This window comes from Nitrosospira sp. CT (assembly GCF_059489795.1).
In genome coordinates, this window is the sequence record NZ_JCAHZJ010000057.1 from 1 (window position 1) to 19,063 (window position 19,063).

Sequence of the window (19,063 nt, forward strand, 5' to 3'; positions counted from 1 at the left end):
ACCTTGTCCGGCAGGCCAAAGGAGCCGGAATTTTCCATTTTAGACCGGTACTGATTTCGGGGGCGGGTCAGGAGCCGGAATTTTCCATTTTAGACCGGTACTGATTTCGGGGGCGGGTCAATTGAGTTGACGCATAGGTTCTCATATCAACTATTTAAGGGGCCTATCCCGGACGGAATGTTTGTCTGTCACACATGCGACAACCCATCCTGCGTTAACCCCTCTCACTTGTTTGTCGGAACGCACAATGATAACGCGGCTGATATGGCGCAAAAAGGGCGCGCAGCATGGAAGAATAGGTCAATACCGCGTGAGGTTAGAAATAGAATTGGAGAAACAAGAAAGGCAAGCGGTTGGAAGCCGTCTCGTGAGCAAATAGAGGCTTCTATAGCAGCAAGAGCAAAAAAAATGGCCGATCTCGAATGGCGAGAGGCCGTGTGTTCAAAGATGCGCGGTAAGAATAATCCAAATTACGGGAAGAGTTGGACTGATGAGCAACGCGCCAAAATCAGGAAACACTTGGATGCCAATGGAGGAAGCATGAAAGGCAAAAAGCATTCCGAAGAAACAAAGGAAAAAATGCGTGCAGCAGCGCTTGCAAGAATACAGCAAGCGAATAAATTGGAATCATGATCACAATGATTGCACAGATCAACGCTCTCTCGCGAGCGTTTTTTATTGACCATTCGGCGCGAAGCAGAATACCGGCAGTGCTTGACTCGCCGACTAGCTGCGAGATAAAAGGCATGGTTTCCGGGGGATGGCTTATTTAAAAATGATTGCCGGATACCGCAAAGTGATAAAGATGCTCACTTCCCTAGGATACACAGGAGTGAAGCTGGAAGTATTCAAAGATGACGGCACGTCATCCATCTGGGTAGACGGAAAGCGTCAATCTGCATAAAAACTCAGCGATTCTAAGGCGTTCTAAGCGATTATTTTACAAGCGTTAAGGATAACCATAGGCCGCAATAGCGGCTTTTTTGTTGCCTATCGTCTATTTATGCTGAATGACTGAAATAATTTATAAAACATACGAGAAATGAATCAGGTTATGGAATATCTGACCTCGGACATTCTGACCGGGTTAGTCGGCGTAACGATTATCGTCGGGCTCGCTGCTTATGCGCTGGATACGCTCATCCTCTGGATGGCAACTTTGTTTGGGGATAAAGAATAGTGGCAGCTTTCCGCATTGCTGGTTTCTCCGGTCTTGTGCCACGGCTGGCAAAGCATTTGCTCAACTCGAACCAGGCGCAAACAGCGACCAATTGCAACCTTGCCGCTGGCGATTTGCGGCCCCGAAACGCCCCGCTACTTATGTTTTCTCCACAGATAGATGGGGAAATTCGGTCGATGTTCAGGATGGAAAAGGATGGAAACGAGAAGTGGCTCGCCTGGAGCAAGGATGTGGATGTAGCACGTTCGCCTGTTGCAGGGGATACGCGGCAGCGGTTCTACTACACCGGTGACGGAGAACCACGCACCTCCAACTTTGAAATGGCAACAGCGGGCGCCAATGCTTATCCGTCCACCTGCTATGTACTTGGGGTTACACCCCCGGTTAGCGAGCCACTAGTGATGACGTCAGGTGGAAGTGGAGCAGTGACTTCCCGCGCCTATGTCTACACATTTGTCACGCAATGGGGAGAAGAGTCGCGGCCTTCTCCCGCTTCGATAGTGACCAGTGGAAAGATAGACGCAAGCTGGATAATTTCAAATCTGGACGCAGCACCCCCCAACTCCGGGGCAATTATTGCTGTTTTCAAGAATTCTCCAGTTGCCGGCCAGGCGGAAATCAGCCTTGATACCGTCTTCGGCTTAAGAGCGGATGAGGAAATCAGGTTTGAATCAGTATCAGGCATGACCGATTTGAACGGCCTATTTACCCTGATAAGCGTAGACCCGATAACGAAAAAAGTGGTCGTACCCCTCTCTACAGACCAGGTCTATACCGGGGGCGGGAGGTGGAAGCGCCAAGCGCCACACAATATCGAGGGGATGAGCAAGCGCATCTATCGGACGCTCACCACTTCGTCGGGGACCGAGTATCGCTATGTCGCAACACTTTCTGGGATTATAGAAAGTTACAGCGATACTGTTCCTGATACGGTTATTGCATCGGGAGAAATATTGCCCTCCACAAGCTGGGAAATGCCCCCGGCAAACATGAGAGGCATTGTTGTACTTGCGAATGGAATTGCCGCAGGATTCACGGGTAATGAGGTACTTTTCTCAGAACCGTTCAAACCTTACGCCTGGCCCACTTCGTATCGGCAAACATACGACCAGGAAATTGTAGCTATCGCTGCGATGGGCACAACATTGGTTGGGATGACCAAGGGCAACCCCTTCACCATAACCGGGGTTGAGCCTGCGACCATGGGCGGGGGAATGGAGAAATTGGGGGTGGCGTGGCCTTGCATGTCGAAACGAGGGGTGGCGAATTTTGCATTTGGCGTTGGATATCCCGCTCCGCAAGGGATGGTAATGATCGGAGCAAGCAGCGATATTGTCACAAAAGACCTGTTTACCCAGAAGGAATGGTCCGAACTGAATCCTGACACCTTTATCGCTACCTCTGCCGATAACCGCTACTACTGCGGCTATTCGGCTGGAGATAGCTCCCTCATGTTTGTGATCGATAAGGCGGAGAACGCATCCTTTTCAAAAATCAACCAGAACATCAGTTGCATCTGGACAGATCCCATAACTGGCAAGCTTTACATTGCCACAAACAAGAAAATCTACGAATGGGAAGGGGATACGGGAACCAAGCTTTTCTATGAATGGAAAAGTAAACGGTTCGTTACTGCGCCACCAGTTAATTATGGTGCAGGGAAGATTGATGCCGATTTTGAAATGACGGAAGAAGAAAGAGCAGCGGCACAATCCTCCTATAACGAGACTATCGCTGCCAACCAGACACTGATCAGTTCTTATTCCATGAACGACGGACTGGCAGATACATGCCTTGGTGAATACGAGATTGGGGGCGATGCGACACAGGATATTCCTCTCTTATCCATGGATTCCCTGCAATTTCAATTATGGGCCAATGGCCTGCCGAAATTTACCAAACAGGTCAAGAATAACAGGGCGTTTCGGCTTCCCAGCGGCTATAAGGCTGATAACGTCGAGTTTGTATTATCCGGCAATGTGAAAGTAAACAGCGTCGTCCTGGCTGAAACAATGGATGGATTGAAGCAGGCATAACTGCCATAAGCCTCAATTGAACGGCCGGATTGGCACTCTCGGTTAGATCTCTCGAACCGCTCAAGGTATTTCAAGCAGCTTTCTTCTTCCTGGTTTTTGTCACTCAAACGTGAGCCCCTCCTATTCGGGCGGCTTTTTTACTTTAAAAAGGAATTTTGTATGGCGAAATACGTTCATTCCGACGTTCTGGATGGTGGATTGAATTCGATAAAGAACAATGCGAGCCGCATGCTGCTGTTGAAGGCATATTCCTTTGCTGACAGCTATGCAACCGTTAATGCTAATGCAATTTGTGCGGTTGCAATGGCACCCGGAGACTATGCACTGTCAGGCGCTGACGGCGCAGCTCGCATTCTGACTGTCGCGGCCCGCAGTGGAACAGCCTCAGCCAATTCTGGCGCCGCTCCCGATCTTCATATTGCCTTCACGGACAACGCGAGCAAAGTTTTGCTGGTGACTGATGAAACCACCGACCAGGTGGTAACGAGCGGCAATACGGTCAATTTCCCGAGCCTGACTTACACGAGTTCCCAGCCCACCTAACCAGCCAACTGGCGATATTCCGGAAATTAAATTATGGCAACATTTACCCAAGCGCAGGGTGCGCGCAGCGCGTCCGTGCTCAGTCTGGGAACGCTGGCAAGCGGCGCCTACATAACTTCGTCAGCCATTGATCTCGGATCTGCCATTCCGCTGGACGTTACTTTAGAGGTTGAATGCGATCCTAACGGAACTCCAACCGGTAGCCGCCAACTCATATTATTCGCAAAACTATCGCTCGATAATGTGAATTTTGGGAGTGGACCGGAAAGCGGAACCGACGCCACCAATGAGGCTGACCTGCATTGGATCGGCACATTGGCGTGCAATGACACAAACGTGCACCGAAAATTTTTCAGCCTGCAAGGGCTGCCTGTCAGCCGTTACCTGAAGCTGGTCGTAAAAAATGAGATGGGTGTAGCGCTCAGTTCAGGGAGCGTTTACAGGGCAGATATTACTGGCCTTTCCACTTGACCTGATTCGCTGACATGTCCTCGATCATCCTGCGAAACAGGTTTGTAAGGCAACCTCAGCACGCTGCGCCCATTGATTATGCCGGCCTTGCCAAAGGGATACGAATATTGTGGAATCCCGCCGTTGGGCCGGTCGATCTGGTTACCGGGCGAATCTGGACAGCAGGCGGCGATGCGGCAATTGTTCCGGCACAAAATGGCAAGGTATTTTCGTTCGATGGCATCGACGACTATTACGCCTATACCGGCTACCCGGAGCTGACAGGCAATGTCGGCACCTTCTTTATGTGGTGTCCGATTGTAGGTCGCCCTGATACATATGGCCACGTTTCCTTCGGAGTTTCTTCTCCCAACGTTTGCGGATACCAGATTTATCCTGATCTAAAGGTAGCTATTGGGTCCAACAGCCCAAGTACCGGCACCCTTGCTTCCTGGTTCAACACAAAAAACCGCAGTATTGTTTTTGTATCCGGGGGTACCGCAGCGACCTGTAAAGTTTTTCTTGATGGGAAGGAAACCGGGCTGACCTGGACAGATCCGCCAAAAGCGTGGGGACCGGGAAACAAGAATTTCAACCTTGGACGGTACGTAGGTGGAAATCTATGGGAGTTTGATGGCGCCATATTGATAGCCGGTTTTTCTGATGCAGTCTGGGGAGCGGCTGAATCACGAGCCTTTCATGAGAACCCATGGCAACTATTCAAGGCGCCTGCAAGAAAGCTGTGGCCCGGCGGTACAAGGCTTGGATTAAGCGGTGTAGCTGCAATACAGGTAAATAGCGGCAGCGCGGTAGAAATTGCTCAACACCACGCGCTTGCTGTTGCGGGATCAACACAGGCAGGTGGCGTCAATACAGTCAAGGTCGAACAGAATCAAATCCTTGCGACGGCTGCTCCCGTTCAATCCAACCTTGGTAGCGCGGCTGGCATTACCAGAAGTATTGCCCTGGCGAGTGCCGTAATTGCGCCAGGCAGAACATTGAGCTCGGGGAAAGTAAGTCAGGCGCATATACTCGGTGGAAAGGGGTGGATACAGGGGAAGCCCCTCCCACGCGCGGCAATCACGCAAATTCACACCCTGGTTGAAGCCAGCCTGGCGCAGTTTAATGCGGGTAGCGTCCTCCCCATATCCGTTGGCAGTGGCACGCTTGGTGGCACGCCCTCCGCCCAAGCCAATGCTGGTGCAACGGGCATTGTTACCCAGATACACCTTCTTATCGCTACCTTTTGCAGCCAGATCAATAAAGCAAGCGCCAAAGCGATAAGTGATGGGGTTGTGATTGAATCCGCGCTTCTCAGCAAACCTGCCGAAGCAATCCATATCAAGAAGCCCGGCATCCCGGTTGGAACACCTCCCTGGCTGAAAATCATGCTTGAGATACTGACCGGGCGGCGTGGAAACCGAATAACGCTTCCCGCCTTTCGCACACTTACATTCTCAGCTCCTCCTACCCAGGCTGAATGCGAGGCGTTGTATGCGTACATAAATTCTGTTCGCGATTCTCTCGAACAGCTTATTTCACGTATGGATGGATGATGAATATTGAACTGATTTCGCTGCTCAAGGCAAATGTAGGCTCGACCCTGACATCTGATCTGGCCGCTGATATCTGCGTTGCCGCCAACCGCATGGAGACACTTGCGCAGCTGAGAGATATTGCACAGATCAAGCCTCGATATAACGGCCACCTGGTATTTGCTGTAGAGCGTGTCGAGAACATTACAGAAGAAATAAAGCATTTGCATCGCGCCCATTGGAATGAAACCGAGGGACACAGGCATCGGCTACCGTTTCAGCCGGATTACGAGACTTTTATCCGGTATGAGCGGGCAGGCCGCTACCTTCTTTTTACCGTAAGGAGCGAAGGGAAGTTATTGGGCAATTGCGCCATGTATCTGGACAAGAGCGCTCACACGCAAACACTTATTGCCACGGAAGACACGCTGTATCTTTTGCCCGAGGCACGACGCGGCACCATTGCCAAGCGTTTTGTAAGGTATGTCGAGAATGCCATGAAATTGCTTGGCGTTCGAGAAATCAATATTACCGTAAAGACAGTTAATAAGGCCGCACGATTTTTCCAATTGCTAGGCTACAGGCACGTAGAAAATGGATTGACCAAAATATTGGAGATTGAAAATGTGTAGTTCGAAGCCACCAAGACCGGATCCGCTCATTGGGCAGGCGGCAAAACAACAGGCTGGTATCGCCCAGCAACAACTGGATGTAGCAAAACAGCAGTTTGAATGGGAGAAGGAGAGAGCCAGAGTGCAGGACCCGCTGATCCAGAAAATTGTTGATCAGCAGATTGCGGCAAGCGAAGCCAATGCAGCGAGGGCCGAATCGCAATGGCAAGCCTACCGCAACCTGTTTGCGCCGGTAGAAGAGCGCATGGTAAGAGAGGCCAGCGAATTCGACTCAACCGAACGTAAAGAGCGGATGGCGGCCGAGGCGGGAGCGGATATCACAAAAAATTATGAGAGCGCCTTGGATTCGAGCCAGCGAGCAATGGCACGTATGGGGGTCAATCCCAATTCAGGCAAGTTTCAAGGCCTGGCCCACGAGATCAGCCTTGGGCTTGCCAAAGACACAGCGGGAGCAATGAATAAGGCCCGACGCGAGGCGGAATTACAGGGCATGGCCATGCGACAAGGCATGGCCCAATTTGGACGTAATATGCCCACTATGGGAATAGCTACCGATGCGGCAGCGCTCAATGCAGGTAACGCCGCCACTGACAATCTGGCAACGAAAGCCGGCTTGCATACCAATGGCATGAATGCAGCGCAACACTGGTATGACGGCGCTCTCGGCGCGAACAACTCTGGCGGCAACCTGATGCTGAACCAGTATCAGGGCCAATTGAATGCATGGCAGCAACAGCAGCAGAATAAAGTGGGAGGACTCGGCGGATTAGGCAATCTGATTGGCACTGTGGGCGGAGCTTACCTCATGAGGACACCCGGGTTGCGAACAGGCGGTGTTATCAGGAACTATAATGCCTATGGTTTATCCACATTGAAGCGCGAAGGCTATGCGGATGGTGGCATAGTACAAGGCCCCGGTACCGGCACCAGCGACTCCATTCCAGCTTCGATTGAGGGTATGCAACCCATCCGGTTATCCAACGGCGAAGCGGTGCTCAACAGGAAAGCGGTGGAACTGGTAGGAGAGGATTTCATTCACCGGCTCAATGGTGCATCAGAGTTGATGAAGCGCAAGGCGACAGTGAATAAACACAGCAGGGAGGGAGATGATGCTTGAAAGTTTGGGTGCATTTGCTGGCGGCCTTGCACAAGGTGTGCGCACAGGGCAGGATATGAAGCTGCGGCAGCAGGATGCCAACCGGCTGAAAAAGGTGGAGGAGCGCGAGGCGGAGTTGCATCAGGCGAGGATCGACAAGGCAGATTTTAACTGGGAAAAACGTGAGCGGCTTCGTGCCGCCAACGATGAGATAGCGATTCCATGGCAGCAGGATAGGCAGAAGCCATCTACTCCTGGTTACGCGGTGCCCGGCCTGGGTGCGGAAGTGGCGAAGGTACCTGCTGTCGTAGAAACTGGTGTTGGGGGACTTTCCAGTCTGAGCAAACCCGCAATACAAATTCCATCGGATGAAATGATCGCCAAGCGCATGTTGACTGGCAACCTGCTTGAAGATGCGGATGAACTGACGCGCATGGCGAACATTTACAAGAAATATGGCCTTCTGGAAGAAATGGCGCCCTGGATGAACAAAGCTTATGCAGCGAAGAAAAGGGGAATTCCTGATGCCCTGAACTCCCTGTTAACAGGGAACGCGAGTAAAGCCAGGGAAATCCTTGAAAAAGGCGGATTGGCGCTTGCAGATGATCCTTTGCGACTGGACTCAGACGAGCAACAGAACGTGTGGAGATTCCGATTCATGGATGGCGGCGAGACGGAAATCGATCTGAAGGAATTTGCGAGAAGGTTTTTTCCTTCGTCAATACTTCCTCCAACAACTCAACAGCGATCCCGATAAAAGTCTATGGGTTGGAATTACAGTCTGCATACTCTCGTCTGAACATCATCACTACAATAATCCCAAATGCATCAGCCCCAAGAAAATAAGCTTTCAGTTTTTCAAATACTGGTTTTTTCCAGCCTTGTCGTGTTCGCACTTTTTCTATGGCAGGGGCATAAAGGATTCTCACTATGGGATGAAGGTTTTCTTTGGTATGGGGTTCAACGTGTGATGCTAGGTGAGGTACCCATACGCGATTTCATGTCCTACGACCCCGGCCGTTACTACTGGTCCGCTACACTTATGAGGCTGTGGGGAGACAATGGCATAGTGGCCTTAAGGGGCAGCGTGGCAATTTTTCAGGTGATGGGATTATTCGTCGCTCTACTGTTAATTGCTCGAAATGCAAGAACGCCAAATTTTCCTTATTTACTTCTTTCAACCATCACATTGGTGGCCTGGATGTATCCACGCCACAAATTATTTGATATTTCCTTATCTATTCTGCTGATCGGAGTATTGGCCTTCCTCGTGCAGAACCCTACAAGGAGACGTTACTTTTTCACCGGTCTATGTGTAGGTTTGGTAGCTGTTTTTGGCCGTAACCATGGTGTGTATGGTGTCTTGGGCAGCCTTGGGGTTATGATATGGCTGACCATCAGGCAAGCGGATAAGCCTGAATTTATCAAGCGAGCTATGCTGTGGGCAATAGGGGTAGCAATTGGTTATGTCCCGATACTTCTCATGGTATTGCTGGTACCAGGCTTTGCTTCCGCCTTCTGGGAAAGTTTGCTCTTTTTCCTTGAAATTAAAGCAACTAATCTTACTCTACCAGTTCCTTGGCCTTGGCGTTTGGATTTTGATTCCATATCTGTGGGCAAGACGATTCGTGGGGTGCTGGTTGGTTTGTTTTTCATTGCTATAGTCGTTTTTGGCATACTTGCTACCATATGGGTTACTCAGCAGAAGTTTCACAAGAGAGCTGTTCCATCGGCGTTGGTTGCAGCTGCGTTCTTGGCACTGCCCTATGCACATTATGCTTATTCCAGAGCCGATGTAAGTCACCTTGCTAAAAGCATTTTTCCTCTATTAATCGGTTGCCTGGTGCTACTGGCCACAAAACCAGCGAAGATCAAATGGCCGCTGGCACTTGTGTTATGTGGTTCAAGTTTGTTAGTGATGGTGCATTTTCATCCCGCTTGGCAATGCCGGGCTAGCAAACAATGTGTGAACATCGTAATTTCCGACACCGAAGTGAGCGTTGATGCTCGCACAGCAAGTGAGATCGCTCTATTAAAGAAGCTGGCTGCTAAATATGCACCCGATGGTCAAAGTTTCATCACAACTCCTTTCTGGCCGGGGGCTTATCCGCTGTTCGAAAGAAAGTCTCCTATGTGGGAGATATACGCCTTGTTCTCGCGAAGTGAAAGCTTTCAACAGCTAGAAATTGAACGGATCAAGGTGGCAAACCCGGGTTTTATCCTGATATTCGATTTCCCCCTTGATGGACGGGAGGAGTTACGCTTCCACAATACACATGCCCTAATTCATAGATACATCTTGGATAACTTCGAGATGCTGCCCGATTCGCCAAACCCTACCTATCAAATATATACGGTCAAGAAGACAACCCAATCAAAGCATTTTGGATCCCGCTAAGTGTTGCTGCTGGGGGTACGCCTTAAAAACTCCCAAATTCCCTAAGTGTTTAGTCCCGTTTTGACATTGCTGGGGCTTCTTCAGGGTAGAGTTAGCGTAACAAATCTTTCCAAAAACTGACGGCCCCGAATGCGTATCGATGATAACGGAAGGCAGCAAGTTCACTTAGAGCTATGGGTAATCTCTGCCAGGGACTTTGAGGTAAAGCGGCGCGGTTTCGCAAAAAAATAAGCAATTCCTCAATCTTTTCTAGTTTCTGCTTAGCGACTGGAAAGCGCTTCATGTGCGTGAGGAGACGCACTCGGGTTAATTCATAGCGGAGAACTTGTGGTCCATATATTTCTGCGCAAGTCTTGCTGCGATTTCTACCTCTACGCGGAATTCCGAGTTGGTTAGAGTTATGCTGCCGGTAGGCGATCAACGGTGTTGGCAATGCCACAAGGCATGAAGTTGCTCCAATAAGTAGAGCAATCCAGGCATCGTGCCATGTATCGGGTAAAGGCAGAATAAGGTCCCGATAAATGGAACGAAAGGCCATTGTCGCACCTGTTACTACCGGATGCTTGAACAGAACTTCCAGTGCATCGCAATCATTAACTTGTGCCTGTTCTTTTGAATTGAATTTAAAAGCTTCCCAAAGACGTAGTCCAGATGGATTTAAGTTTTCGTCAACTACATCTGCATCGGTAAAAACGGCACCTGCGTCAGGATTATCGATAAAACCCGCTTCAATAAGTGCAATCTTATTTGGATACCAAACATCGTCCTGATCACATAAAAATATAATGCCATCATTACAGGCGCCTATAGCTGCTTGAAAGTTACGTGTGGAACCAAGACGTTCAGGATTCTGGAGGAGTCGCACGGGGAATGGTGCGTGACGTGCAAATTTCAATACGATATCGGTGGTGCTATCAGTGGAGGCATCATCCGAAATGACGAGTTCATCAGGTAGTCTACGCTGCTGAGCTATACTTTCCAGTTGCTCAGCAATATAGTGTTCTCCGTTAAAGCTTGTTAACGCGACAGACAGTAGCGACGGTCCTTTCATTCCCTTGAAATTTATCCCGGGTTAGTATCGCATCATCCACCCCCATAACTGCCAGTATCACTCAAGGGGTAATATATTTTGTAGAGTACAGCCGCTCCGATGTTTTGTGACAGGTAATACCAATAGCGGTGATTACAAGAAGCAGGTAAAAAGTTTGTCGAAAAAAAACCAGAGTGTCTGTTAAGCCGGACAGAAAAATAAAACAAAGTAAAGCCGCTGCAAGAACTACCAGTTGACGTCTCTTTAGCGTTTGAAACCAACTCCATAAAAAGAAAGCATAAGTCACTACCCCAAGCAATCCTAACTGCATTCCAATTTCAATCCAATCGTTGTGATAATGATAAGTATCTTGAAATTCTGGCAAATCCCGGTAAATACCTCCTTTATACGTCTCAACAGTTTTCTCGAAATACCTTGCTGCCGTTCCCGTGCCGTGACCGGCAAAGGGATGTTCGGCTATCCCATGGAGGCCGACATCCCACATAGCCAAGCGATACCCCAAGCTGGTCGTATATTTTCCTGCCCAGGATAATTGAATATCACTCTTCGCTCGCATTAATCTTTCTTGAAAACTCGTACTATTAGAAGCGAACAATGTGATTACTGTGATCATCAGCGCTATCACGATCAGAAGGGTTTTAGTCTTTGTCTTATACAGCAAAAACAGCAGAAGCAACGATGAAAAAAGCGTTGCTAAAAGTGCTCCCCTAGCGTCTTGATTAAACTGAATGAACAATAGAAAGGCAGAGAGAAACCACAAAAATAGTCGGACTCCATTATTTCTGCTTGTTTTTATAATATAGAGAGTCAGTAATACTCCAATTCCCAGTATTGAAGAAAAACTAGTGTAAGGCATCCCCAAAGCCGGGATACCTTGTACACCCATCACCATCCACTGATATAAACCGATAAACAGTGCACCAAAATAACCCACAAGCGCTCCACTGATTGCCCAAAGCAGACGTTCTTTATTTAAAAGACCCAGATAGGGGATAAAAACGAGAAAGGCAAAGTATCTTCGCCAGACCTTGAAGCCAAGATCAGGGCGATCGCTCCAAAGTATGCCAAGGGCGAGGACAAAGCATAACAGAAGCATGCCCATTACCAGAGGTTCCCTGGCTGTTTTTCCAAAGCGGCCCAGTCCTCCATCTATCACCCAGGCGAGCGGCAGCAGATAATAGGCATAAAAGCTCAACCCTTTGTACCAGAGCGCTATGCCAAAAAAGAATAGCACGGACTTTGCCAGCACATCGCGCCAGGCATTTGCAGTGGATTGCATAAGGCTGAGGGGATGGGCGGATGTTGACACGACTCGTACTTACCGTTTGCAAACTGGCTATATTAGCCTATAAGATGCTGGCGTATGTTCTTCAATTGTCAACTGACTGCAGCGATATCAGCAGGAATATAAGTTGCTCGCTTTACACATTCTCTGACTTGCCGCAACCTTTCCGATCCGTTCGGGCGAAAGAAGGAATTATGGCTGAGCCGGTACAATCACATTCTGTCAATCACGGGAGGCGCTATATGAGTCGAGTCATTTATATTTCAGTATCAGTTGCACTACTCATTACCGCGTTTGCCGCAAACGCGGGGACCTTCGAAAAAGGTGCCTGGTCCGCCAGCGGCTGCGGCGCGATGCCTGAAACGCCAGTGGTGGATTCAAGCAGTGTTGATACCTTCAACCGGAGTGTGGGGAAGATCAATGAATGGCAGAAACAGATACAGACTTACCATGACTGTATGATCAAGGAGGCTAATGCCGATAACGCCGCCATCAACAGGTCAGCCACTTCCGAGCAGTCCCGTATAAATGAGGCGGTAGAAAAAGTTAATAAAGAAGCAGCGGCGGGAAAGCAGAAGGTGGAACAGACTTCCTCCCGTTCATCGTCAGATTCTTCTTTTCCCTCTTTAGTTCCCCCTCCTGGGGGTGGCATGGGTGGTCAGCCGGGCTATTAAAAATAAGGATGATTCCCGTTTGATCTGGATTTGTTGATTAGCAGGAGAAGCTCAGTCAGCCTCTCGCTGCTTCTTCAATTGCCCGATGTCCCGACGGAAAGCAAAAACCGTTGAAAATCCTGAACCTTACGCTCGTTGCTATCGGGACTGGCTTGCCTAATCTCGTGCTTGCGTCGGATTCGCCTTCTATACAATCCAAGACTCCGACTAATACCGCGGCCGAGGCACAGCCAGTCGAATCATCAGGGAAGTCTTTGCCAGTTCTCAATCCAGTCGTTATTACCGGCACCCGCACTGAACAATCGAGTTTCTCCTTGCCGATGTCTATCGATGTAGTGGAGACAAAGGTTATTCAGGAGGCTCAGCCCCGGGTTAATCTTTCTGAGGCTCTCTCTCGCGTTCCAGGTCTCGTCATTCAGAATCGTCAGAATTACGCACAGGATCTGCAAGTATCCAGCCGTGGCTTTGGCGCGCGCTCCACTTTCGGCATTCGTGGCATACGCATATTCGTCGATGATATTCCTGCCACCATGCCGGATGGTCAAGGCCAGGCGGCGAATATCAACCTCGGTTCAACTAAACGCATCGAGGTATTGCGGGGCCCTTTCTCTGCCATCTACGGCAATGCCTCAGGTGGGGTAATACAGGCATTTACAGAGGATGGCCCAAACGAAACCACGTTATCCGGAACCCTTCTCGGTGGAAGCTATGGCACCTCTCGCGGCGAGATCAAGCTGGGAGGTACATTGGGTGGAACGGATGTTACAGCTGGTCCATTCAACTATGTGGTCGATCTTTCCCGCTTTCAGACAAGCGGCTACCGCGACCACAGTGGGGCAACGCGTTACCAGGCCAGCGCAAAGGCTACGTACAGGTTTGACCACGACGCGACACTCACTCTCGTAGCCAATGAACTGTATCAGAGCAGCACGAAGGATCCGCTCGGGCTCACGCATGCTCAGGTTATCGAGAATCCCCGCCAGGCGGATATCAGCGCTCACACCTTCAACACCCGCAAGAGCATCGACAATACTCAGGGCGGTGCGGTTTATGAACACAGATTCTCTGCTTCGAACAAGATCAAGCTGATTGGTTATGCAGGAACCCGGCAGATAGAGCAGTTTCTTGCTGTGCCACGTGGCGCGCAGATTCCTGCAACCAGTTCGGGCGGTGTGGTCGATCTTGATCGGCAATTCGGGGGAGCAGGCTTGCGATGGACTTATCGGAGCACGGGAGAACGTCCGTTCACGTTGACCGCAGGTATCGAGTACGAAATTTTCAAGGAGCGCCGCAAGGGGTTCGAGAATTTCTCTGGCGCGATCCTTGGCGTGCGTGGAGATTTGCGCCGTAATGAAAATAATACGGTCAGCAGTCTTAGTCAATACGGCCAGGCGGAATGGCATTTTACGCAGTCATGGGCGCTTTCGGCCGCGGTGCGTTACACTGATGTGAAATTCAAGTCTGAGGATTTTTTTGTCCGCCCCGGCAATGGCAATGATAGCGGCAGCTTGGCTTTTCGTAACGTGAATCCGGTGCTGGGTTTGTTATACAAGGCGACACCGACGCTCAACCTGTACGCCAGCGGCGGATGGGGGTTCGAGACACCCACCTTTACAGAGCTTGCCTATCGGCCGGATGGTGCCTCCGGCCTCAATTTCTCTCTTCGGCCCAGCGTGAGTCGCAATATCGAGGCGGGGGTCAAGTGGCTGGCTACGGATAATACACGCATCAATCTCGCGCTCTTTGAGAGTGTGGTTACCAATGAGATTCTGCCGGCAACCAATATTGGGGGTAGAGCTACTTTTCAGAATGCGAGCGATACCAGGAGGCGAGGCATAGAGCTTGCCGGGGTCCACCGCTTCGGTGCGGATCTTTCTGCATATTTGTCTTATACCTTTCTTGATGCCAGGTTTCGCGATTCCTATACCTATCAGCCACGAGCTGGCATTCCTTTCGTAACTGTAGCGGACGGCAACTTCGTTCCCGGTATACCGCGCAATACCGTCTATGCCGAGTTGGCCTGGCGGCGCGGCCTGCCAGGATTTTCGGCAATGATCGAGGCAATCTATCGTGATAGGGTTTACGCCAACGATACCAATACGGAAGCTGCAAAACAGTACGCCATGGCAAACATCCGCTTCGCCTATTCACATCAGTTGGGCCGTTTGAAACTCAGCGAATTCATCCGAATAGACAATGTAAGTGGCGCAAAATATGTCGGTGCGGTAATTGTGAATGAAGGCAACGGGCGTTTTTACGAACCATCGCCGGGGCGGAACGTAATAGTGGGCTTGAATACAAGTTATGTGTTCTAGGATAGACGGAGGAAGAGGCGGTGCAGGAGAATGAATTGTTCTATTCAGCAGGCATTATGGTGGGAAGCGAATAACCGCTATTTCTACGTTATTTCCTTGAGGGATCCTTGGAGAAGTATATTCATTAGCATTTTTAGCATATTGCTATAGCTCATTGCTGTGTGCCACCGTACGGACGAGTGTGAGGAAATATGCAATATTCTTAAATGGATATATTCCATTCGAAAGGGACGGTATGAAGAGATTGAGCGGGCATTTTTTAATTATTTCGGGTTTTGCTTTACTGGCAAGCACCGGGCTGCTTAACCCTGTGCAAGAGGTGTTCGCCCAGGAGTCCTCGGGACCCCATGCCAACCCAGGAGGTGAGGCAAAAACGCTCAAAACGAAAATTCTGGAAGCAGGCGCAAGGCTGTTGCAGAGCGGTTCTCCCTTGAAATCATTCGACATCTATCTGGTCGGTTTCCATCCAATGAAGGATTCCCCGGAAGATCAGATGGAGGCTCATCACTATTGCCAGCAGGTAAACGAGGATTTTGCGCAGTGCGCGTTATTCGATGGCAACACGGAGGATGCAAATCTGAACGGCATTGAATTCATTATCTCGGAAAAGCTTTTCAACACGCTACCCGAAGGGGAAAAAAAGTACTGGCATCCGCATAACGGCGAAATTCTTTCCGCGCAGCTTGTAGCTCCCAACATCCCCGGCATTGCGGAAAAAGAGTTGATGAAAGGCAAGATGAATAGCTATGGCAAGACCTGGCACGTCTGGAACACGGGCTACGAAGGTAAGCTCGGGGATGCGCTACCCCTCGGTCAGCCGATGCTGGGTTGGTCTTTTAATCATGAAGGAGAAGCAGCGCCTGGATTGGTCGAAAAGCGAGACAAGAATATGAAAATAGACAGCGGGGAAAAGCGCAGACAGCGTGCAGATTTAAAACAACTTGCCAAACCGCAGGCGGGCGTTGATGATCTTAAAGGCCGGTTTGCTCGGCCGACGAAGGATATACCCGGTGTAATCGACAACAAAGCTCAAGAAAAAAATCAATAGGCAGTATTCCTTTCAGAATTCATATTTTTATTGTAACCGCTCCAGTTCCGATTCAGAGGCAATTTCCAATGCGACAAATTGGGTGAATTGCATTCTGGAGAAATTGTTGTCAGCTACCAGCAAGATAGTGCGTTTGCCCTTGAATTCGGGACCAAAGGTGATGCCTTCTATGTTACCAATAGCCAGAGCCGAGCCATCCGTATTTTTCAGGTCTGACATATCCAGCAGGAGAACTTTTCTTAATGGAGAGATGCTTTTGCCCGCGATCGATTCCATTCCGGAAATGTTGGTGGCGTTCCTTGCATCGGCATAATAAAGCTGGACGGTATATCCTGTGTTAATACGGCCCGGCGTGATTGTGCCAAGGGATAAGGCGCGCTCGATAGTGATGAATTGGCGGTCACCGATGGCGAGGAAGTCGCTCACTCCGATGATAGCGAAACTGCTGAGCAAGGATGGTACGGGCGTAACAGGCTCAACATCGTAAGCATACTCCGCAACTGGTTTCCCAGTGGCAATGTCGAAGGCAAGGATACGTGCGCGTGAGCCTCTATAGGCGTTGGCAGGGGGAGAATCCTGAACCAGGCCATTTTCGGTAGCCGTATACAGAGTTGTACCGTCGGTGGAGATTGCCAGGCTCTCAAACCCCAAATTGTCGTAAACGCCCTTACTACCGGTAAATGTCCACACACGGGAGCCGCTGGGAGAGTAGTAAAGGGGAACAACGAAATCGCGAGAATGGCTGCCATCAGCATTCATTTCGCGTACCGCAGGGCTGCGGAAACCCGATATCTCCCGGCGGCCTTCTTCGCTCCAATAAACCTTGTTGCGGTTGCCGTCAAAGCGGAGACCTTCCGGATCAACAGAGTTTTTCTCGAACGCCCCCCCACCGGATTGCTGGATCGTGGTTACGGCATGAAAGGTCACGCCAGTCATCCCTGGCTCGGCCGAGCGCTGGAATTTAGCCAGATCCAGGGATAATTCGTAAAATCGCGCTGGATTCGTTCTGCTGCGATCATCGCTAATGGACAGGTAACGGGCAGTGCTTGCGTTGTAGTCCAGAGACGACAACCCGCCGACGGTCGTCCCTTTGAATTTTGTCTGATGGGGTACGATTTGCTGACCAATATAATTGAGAATAAAACTTGCGGAGTCAGCGGCGCGAAGTGGAGGGGTAAAGCTTATTTGCAGGACGGCAAGGGCAGCAAGGAGGAGTATTCTCATGAGAATCAGATACTTGAGGAAGATCGGGGAAAGCGCATATTATGCGCAGCCTGCAAAAATGCGTTCACCATGGCATAACTGCTTTTTGTCGCCAAGTCTCGAAATATACAAAACTCTCTGTTTTCCCAGCTAAGATAAAGGAATAACACATCGCTCCCGATAGAGCTACAGAATATGTGATGAACCGTTCTCTTGATGTCAACGTGATTGGTATACGCGGAAGCTTCTGGACAGCATTCGGCATATTCCTGCTTGTATCTTTTGTTTCCGGATGTGCCAGTTTCAGGGAAGTGAAAGTTTTTGCCGCTCTTTCTTCAGATGCGGCAAGTTATGACGCGCTTACGAGGGACTATGTGGCCGCACTTGATCGCCGCAAACAATACCAGCCAGAGAAATTCCACGGCGAGCTGGAAGCACAGAAAATACGACGGGAGGCGCAGCGAGCCAGCCTGGATCTGCTCCAGCAAACCGTGACAGACTATATGCAAGGTTTAGGCAACCTGGCCGCCGGTAACGCTCATGCCTATGATAAATCACTAAAAGAATTGAGTACAAATCTCAGCAGGGCAACACTGCTGACTTCCGAAGAGAAAGAGGCGGTGGGAGCACTATCTACGCTGCTCGCACGCGCCGCAACTGCGGGTTATCGACTCCATGAACTCAGGAAACTGGTCCGTGATGCAAATCAGCCGCTTCAGCATGTAATTCAGGCTACGCGAAAAATCGTGGAGAAGGGCATGATTGCCGATTTACAGGTAGAAACGGCGCTGCTCGGTAGATATTATGACAATTTCATGTATATGCCCGGTAATCCCATGGAACCTGTGGCAATGGCGCTTGCAAGAGAGGCGAAGGCCGAATCGCTGGGCCGTGTAAATACCCGGATCAGGGGTGCGCAGGGTTATATTGCTGTGCTGGATAAAATCGCTAATGCGCATCAGTATCTGTATGAGCACCACAAAAAGATCGGCAGTAATGAGTTGGACAAGCAATTCAAACCCTATGTCGCAGATCTTCGCATGGCTTACCGGGGTTTACTCGATGTTTCGCATTAAAAGCGACTAACGAAGAAAGAGAATAAACGCATGGACAATCTTTCGTCCGATGACGCTTTCGAATTGGGCAACCAGTTCCGGGATGCAGCAATTGCGCTCGGGGACTGGCGCATCCAGCATCGTGCCAGCTTGAGCAAGGCAGAGTGGGATGAGCTCGATAGTCAGGAGATTTTACTTCTGAATACCGCCTCCAGCCTTTATACCAGTGCAATAGGGCTGGTATTGGCAGATAGCCAGCTAGCGTTTGAGCGACTGCAGTCGAGCGTCAAGGAGGCAAAAGCAGCAGTAAAGCATATCACCACCCTGAAGCAGGCACTTGATCTGGCATCCGCACTGGTTCTTCTGGCTGGCGCAGTTTATTCAGGCAACGCGGCGTCACTTCCTTCCGCAATCGTTGCCCTGGAAGATGCGGCTGAAGCTATCGTTGACGGTACTGATTCGCGGACCGGCTGATCGTCCAAACAGGAGTTTTTGCGTCGGCAACCGTGCGGTTTCCATGCAGTCATCCGCTTCAGTAAAGTAGCGTAACCGCATCTGACAT

At 50.0% G+C, this 19,063-nt stretch carries 18 protein-coding genes and 1 pseudogene; 16 read left to right on the top strand and 3 right to left on the bottom strand.

Features of this window, described 5'->3' with window-relative positions; translation table 11 throughout:
- Positions 1-126 precede the first annotated feature (126 nt).
- From AC52W5_RS09180 to AC52W5_RS09230, 11 genes and pseudogenes are all read left to right on the top strand, one after another.
- A pseudogene (locus AC52W5_RS09180) lies at positions 127-246 on the top strand (HNH endonuclease signature motif containing protein); the annotation flags it as partial.
- 18 nt (positions 247-264) lie between these two features.
- On the top strand, positions 265-633 hold the full coding sequence (locus tag AC52W5_RS09185) for an NUMOD3 domain-containing DNA-binding protein (protein ID WP_495670877.1): 369 nt from the start codon (positions 265-267) through the stop codon (positions 631-633).
- A 409-nt stretch (positions 634-1,042) separates the two neighbouring features.
- Positions 1,043-1,180, top strand: a complete 138-nt coding sequence (locus tag AC52W5_RS09190) for a hypothetical protein (RefSeq protein WP_495670775.1) — start codon at positions 1,043-1,045, stop codon at positions 1,178-1,180.
- Complete coding sequence (locus AC52W5_RS09195) at positions 1,180-3,216, top strand: hypothetical protein (protein WP_495670776.1); 2,037 nt, start codon at positions 1,180-1,182, stop codon at positions 3,214-3,216. The genes AC52W5_RS09190 and AC52W5_RS09195 overlap by 1 nt, the downstream gene beginning before the upstream one ends.
- 159 nt (positions 3,217-3,375) lie before the next feature.
- Positions 3,376-3,759, top strand: a complete 384-nt coding sequence (locus AC52W5_RS09200; RefSeq protein ID WP_074975185.1) for a hypothetical protein — start codon at positions 3,376-3,378, stop codon at positions 3,757-3,759.
- Between the two features lie 33 nt (positions 3,760-3,792).
- Complete coding sequence (locus tag AC52W5_RS09205) at positions 3,793-4,230, top strand: hypothetical protein (protein WP_107762705.1); 438 nt, start codon at positions 3,793-3,795, stop codon at positions 4,228-4,230.
- 14 nt (positions 4,231-4,244) lie between these two features.
- On the top strand, positions 4,245-5,765 hold the full coding sequence (locus AC52W5_RS09210; protein WP_495670777.1) for a hypothetical protein: 1,521 nt from the start codon (positions 4,245-4,247) through the stop codon (positions 5,763-5,765).
- Complete coding sequence (locus tag AC52W5_RS09215; protein WP_495670778.1) at positions 5,762-6,376, top strand: GNAT family N-acetyltransferase; 615 nt, start codon at positions 5,762-5,764, stop codon at positions 6,374-6,376. The genes AC52W5_RS09210 and AC52W5_RS09215 overlap by 4 nt, the downstream gene beginning before the upstream one ends.
- The gene (locus AC52W5_RS09220) at positions 6,369-7,493 is read left to right on the top strand and encodes a hypothetical protein (protein WP_495670779.1); all 1,125 of its coding nucleotides are present in this window, start codon (positions 6,369-6,371) and stop codon (positions 7,491-7,493) included. Before AC52W5_RS09215 ends, AC52W5_RS09220 begins: the two co-directional genes overlap by 8 nt.
- Complete coding sequence (locus AC52W5_RS09225; RefSeq protein WP_495670780.1) at positions 7,483-8,229, top strand: hypothetical protein; 747 nt, start codon at positions 7,483-7,485, stop codon at positions 8,227-8,229. Before AC52W5_RS09220 ends, AC52W5_RS09225 begins: the two co-directional genes overlap by 11 nt.
- 66 nt (positions 8,230-8,295) lie before the next feature.
- Positions 8,296-9,870 (top strand): hypothetical protein, encoded by a 1,575-nt coding sequence (locus AC52W5_RS09230; RefSeq protein ID WP_495670781.1) that lies wholly within the window; start codon positions 8,296-8,298, stop codon positions 9,868-9,870.
- Between the two features lie 91 nt (positions 9,871-9,961).
- Here AC52W5_RS09230 and AC52W5_RS09235 read toward each other — a convergent pair whose 3' ends face one another.
- Positions 9,962-10,921, bottom strand: a complete 960-nt coding sequence (locus AC52W5_RS09235) for a glycosyltransferase family 2 protein (protein ID WP_495670782.1) — start codon at positions 10,919-10,921, stop codon at positions 9,962-9,964.
- 61 nt (positions 10,922-10,982) lie between these two features.
- Positions 10,983-12,230, bottom strand: a complete 1,248-nt coding sequence (locus AC52W5_RS09240; protein WP_495670783.1) for an O-antigen ligase family protein — start codon at positions 12,228-12,230, stop codon at positions 10,983-10,985.
- A gap of 218 nt (positions 12,231-12,448) precedes the next feature.
- On the opposite strand from AC52W5_RS09240, the gene AC52W5_RS09245 reads away from it, so the two are divergent.
- From AC52W5_RS09245 to AC52W5_RS09255, 3 genes are all read left to right on the top strand, one after another.
- Positions 12,449-12,880 carry a hypothetical protein gene (locus tag AC52W5_RS09245; RefSeq protein ID WP_495670784.1) on the top strand — a complete coding sequence of 144 codons (432 nt, stop codon included), beginning with the start codon at positions 12,449-12,451 and terminating at the stop codon, positions 12,878-12,880.
- Positions 12,881-12,990: 110 nt separating this feature from the next.
- Positions 12,991-15,195 (top strand): TonB-dependent receptor family protein, encoded by a 2,205-nt coding sequence (locus AC52W5_RS09250; RefSeq protein ID WP_495670785.1) that lies wholly within the window; start codon positions 12,991-12,993, stop codon positions 15,193-15,195.
- A gap of 235 nt (positions 15,196-15,430) precedes the next feature.
- Positions 15,431-16,243: an OBAP family protein gene (locus AC52W5_RS09255; protein WP_495670786.1), complete on the top strand. Its 813-nt coding sequence runs from the start codon at positions 15,431-15,433 to the stop codon at positions 16,241-16,243.
- 27 nt (positions 16,244-16,270) lie between these two features.
- Here the strand turns inward: AC52W5_RS09255 and AC52W5_RS09260 are convergent, their stop codons facing one another.
- Complete coding sequence (locus AC52W5_RS09260; RefSeq protein ID WP_495670787.1) at positions 16,271-17,467, bottom strand: esterase-like activity of phytase family protein; 1,197 nt, start codon at positions 17,465-17,467, stop codon at positions 16,271-16,273.
- 179 nt (positions 17,468-17,646) lie between these two features.
- On the opposite strand from AC52W5_RS09260, the gene AC52W5_RS09265 reads away from it, so the two are divergent.
- On the top strand, positions 17,647-18,522 hold the full coding sequence (locus AC52W5_RS09265; RefSeq protein ID WP_495670788.1) for a hypothetical protein: 876 nt from the start codon (positions 17,647-17,649) through the stop codon (positions 18,520-18,522).
- Between the two features lie 30 nt (positions 18,523-18,552).
- Entirely contained in the window at positions 18,553-18,975 is a 423-nt protein-coding gene (locus tag AC52W5_RS09270) for a hypothetical protein (protein WP_495670789.1), read from the top strand.
- The last annotated feature ends 88 nt before the right edge of the window (positions 18,976-19,063 follow it).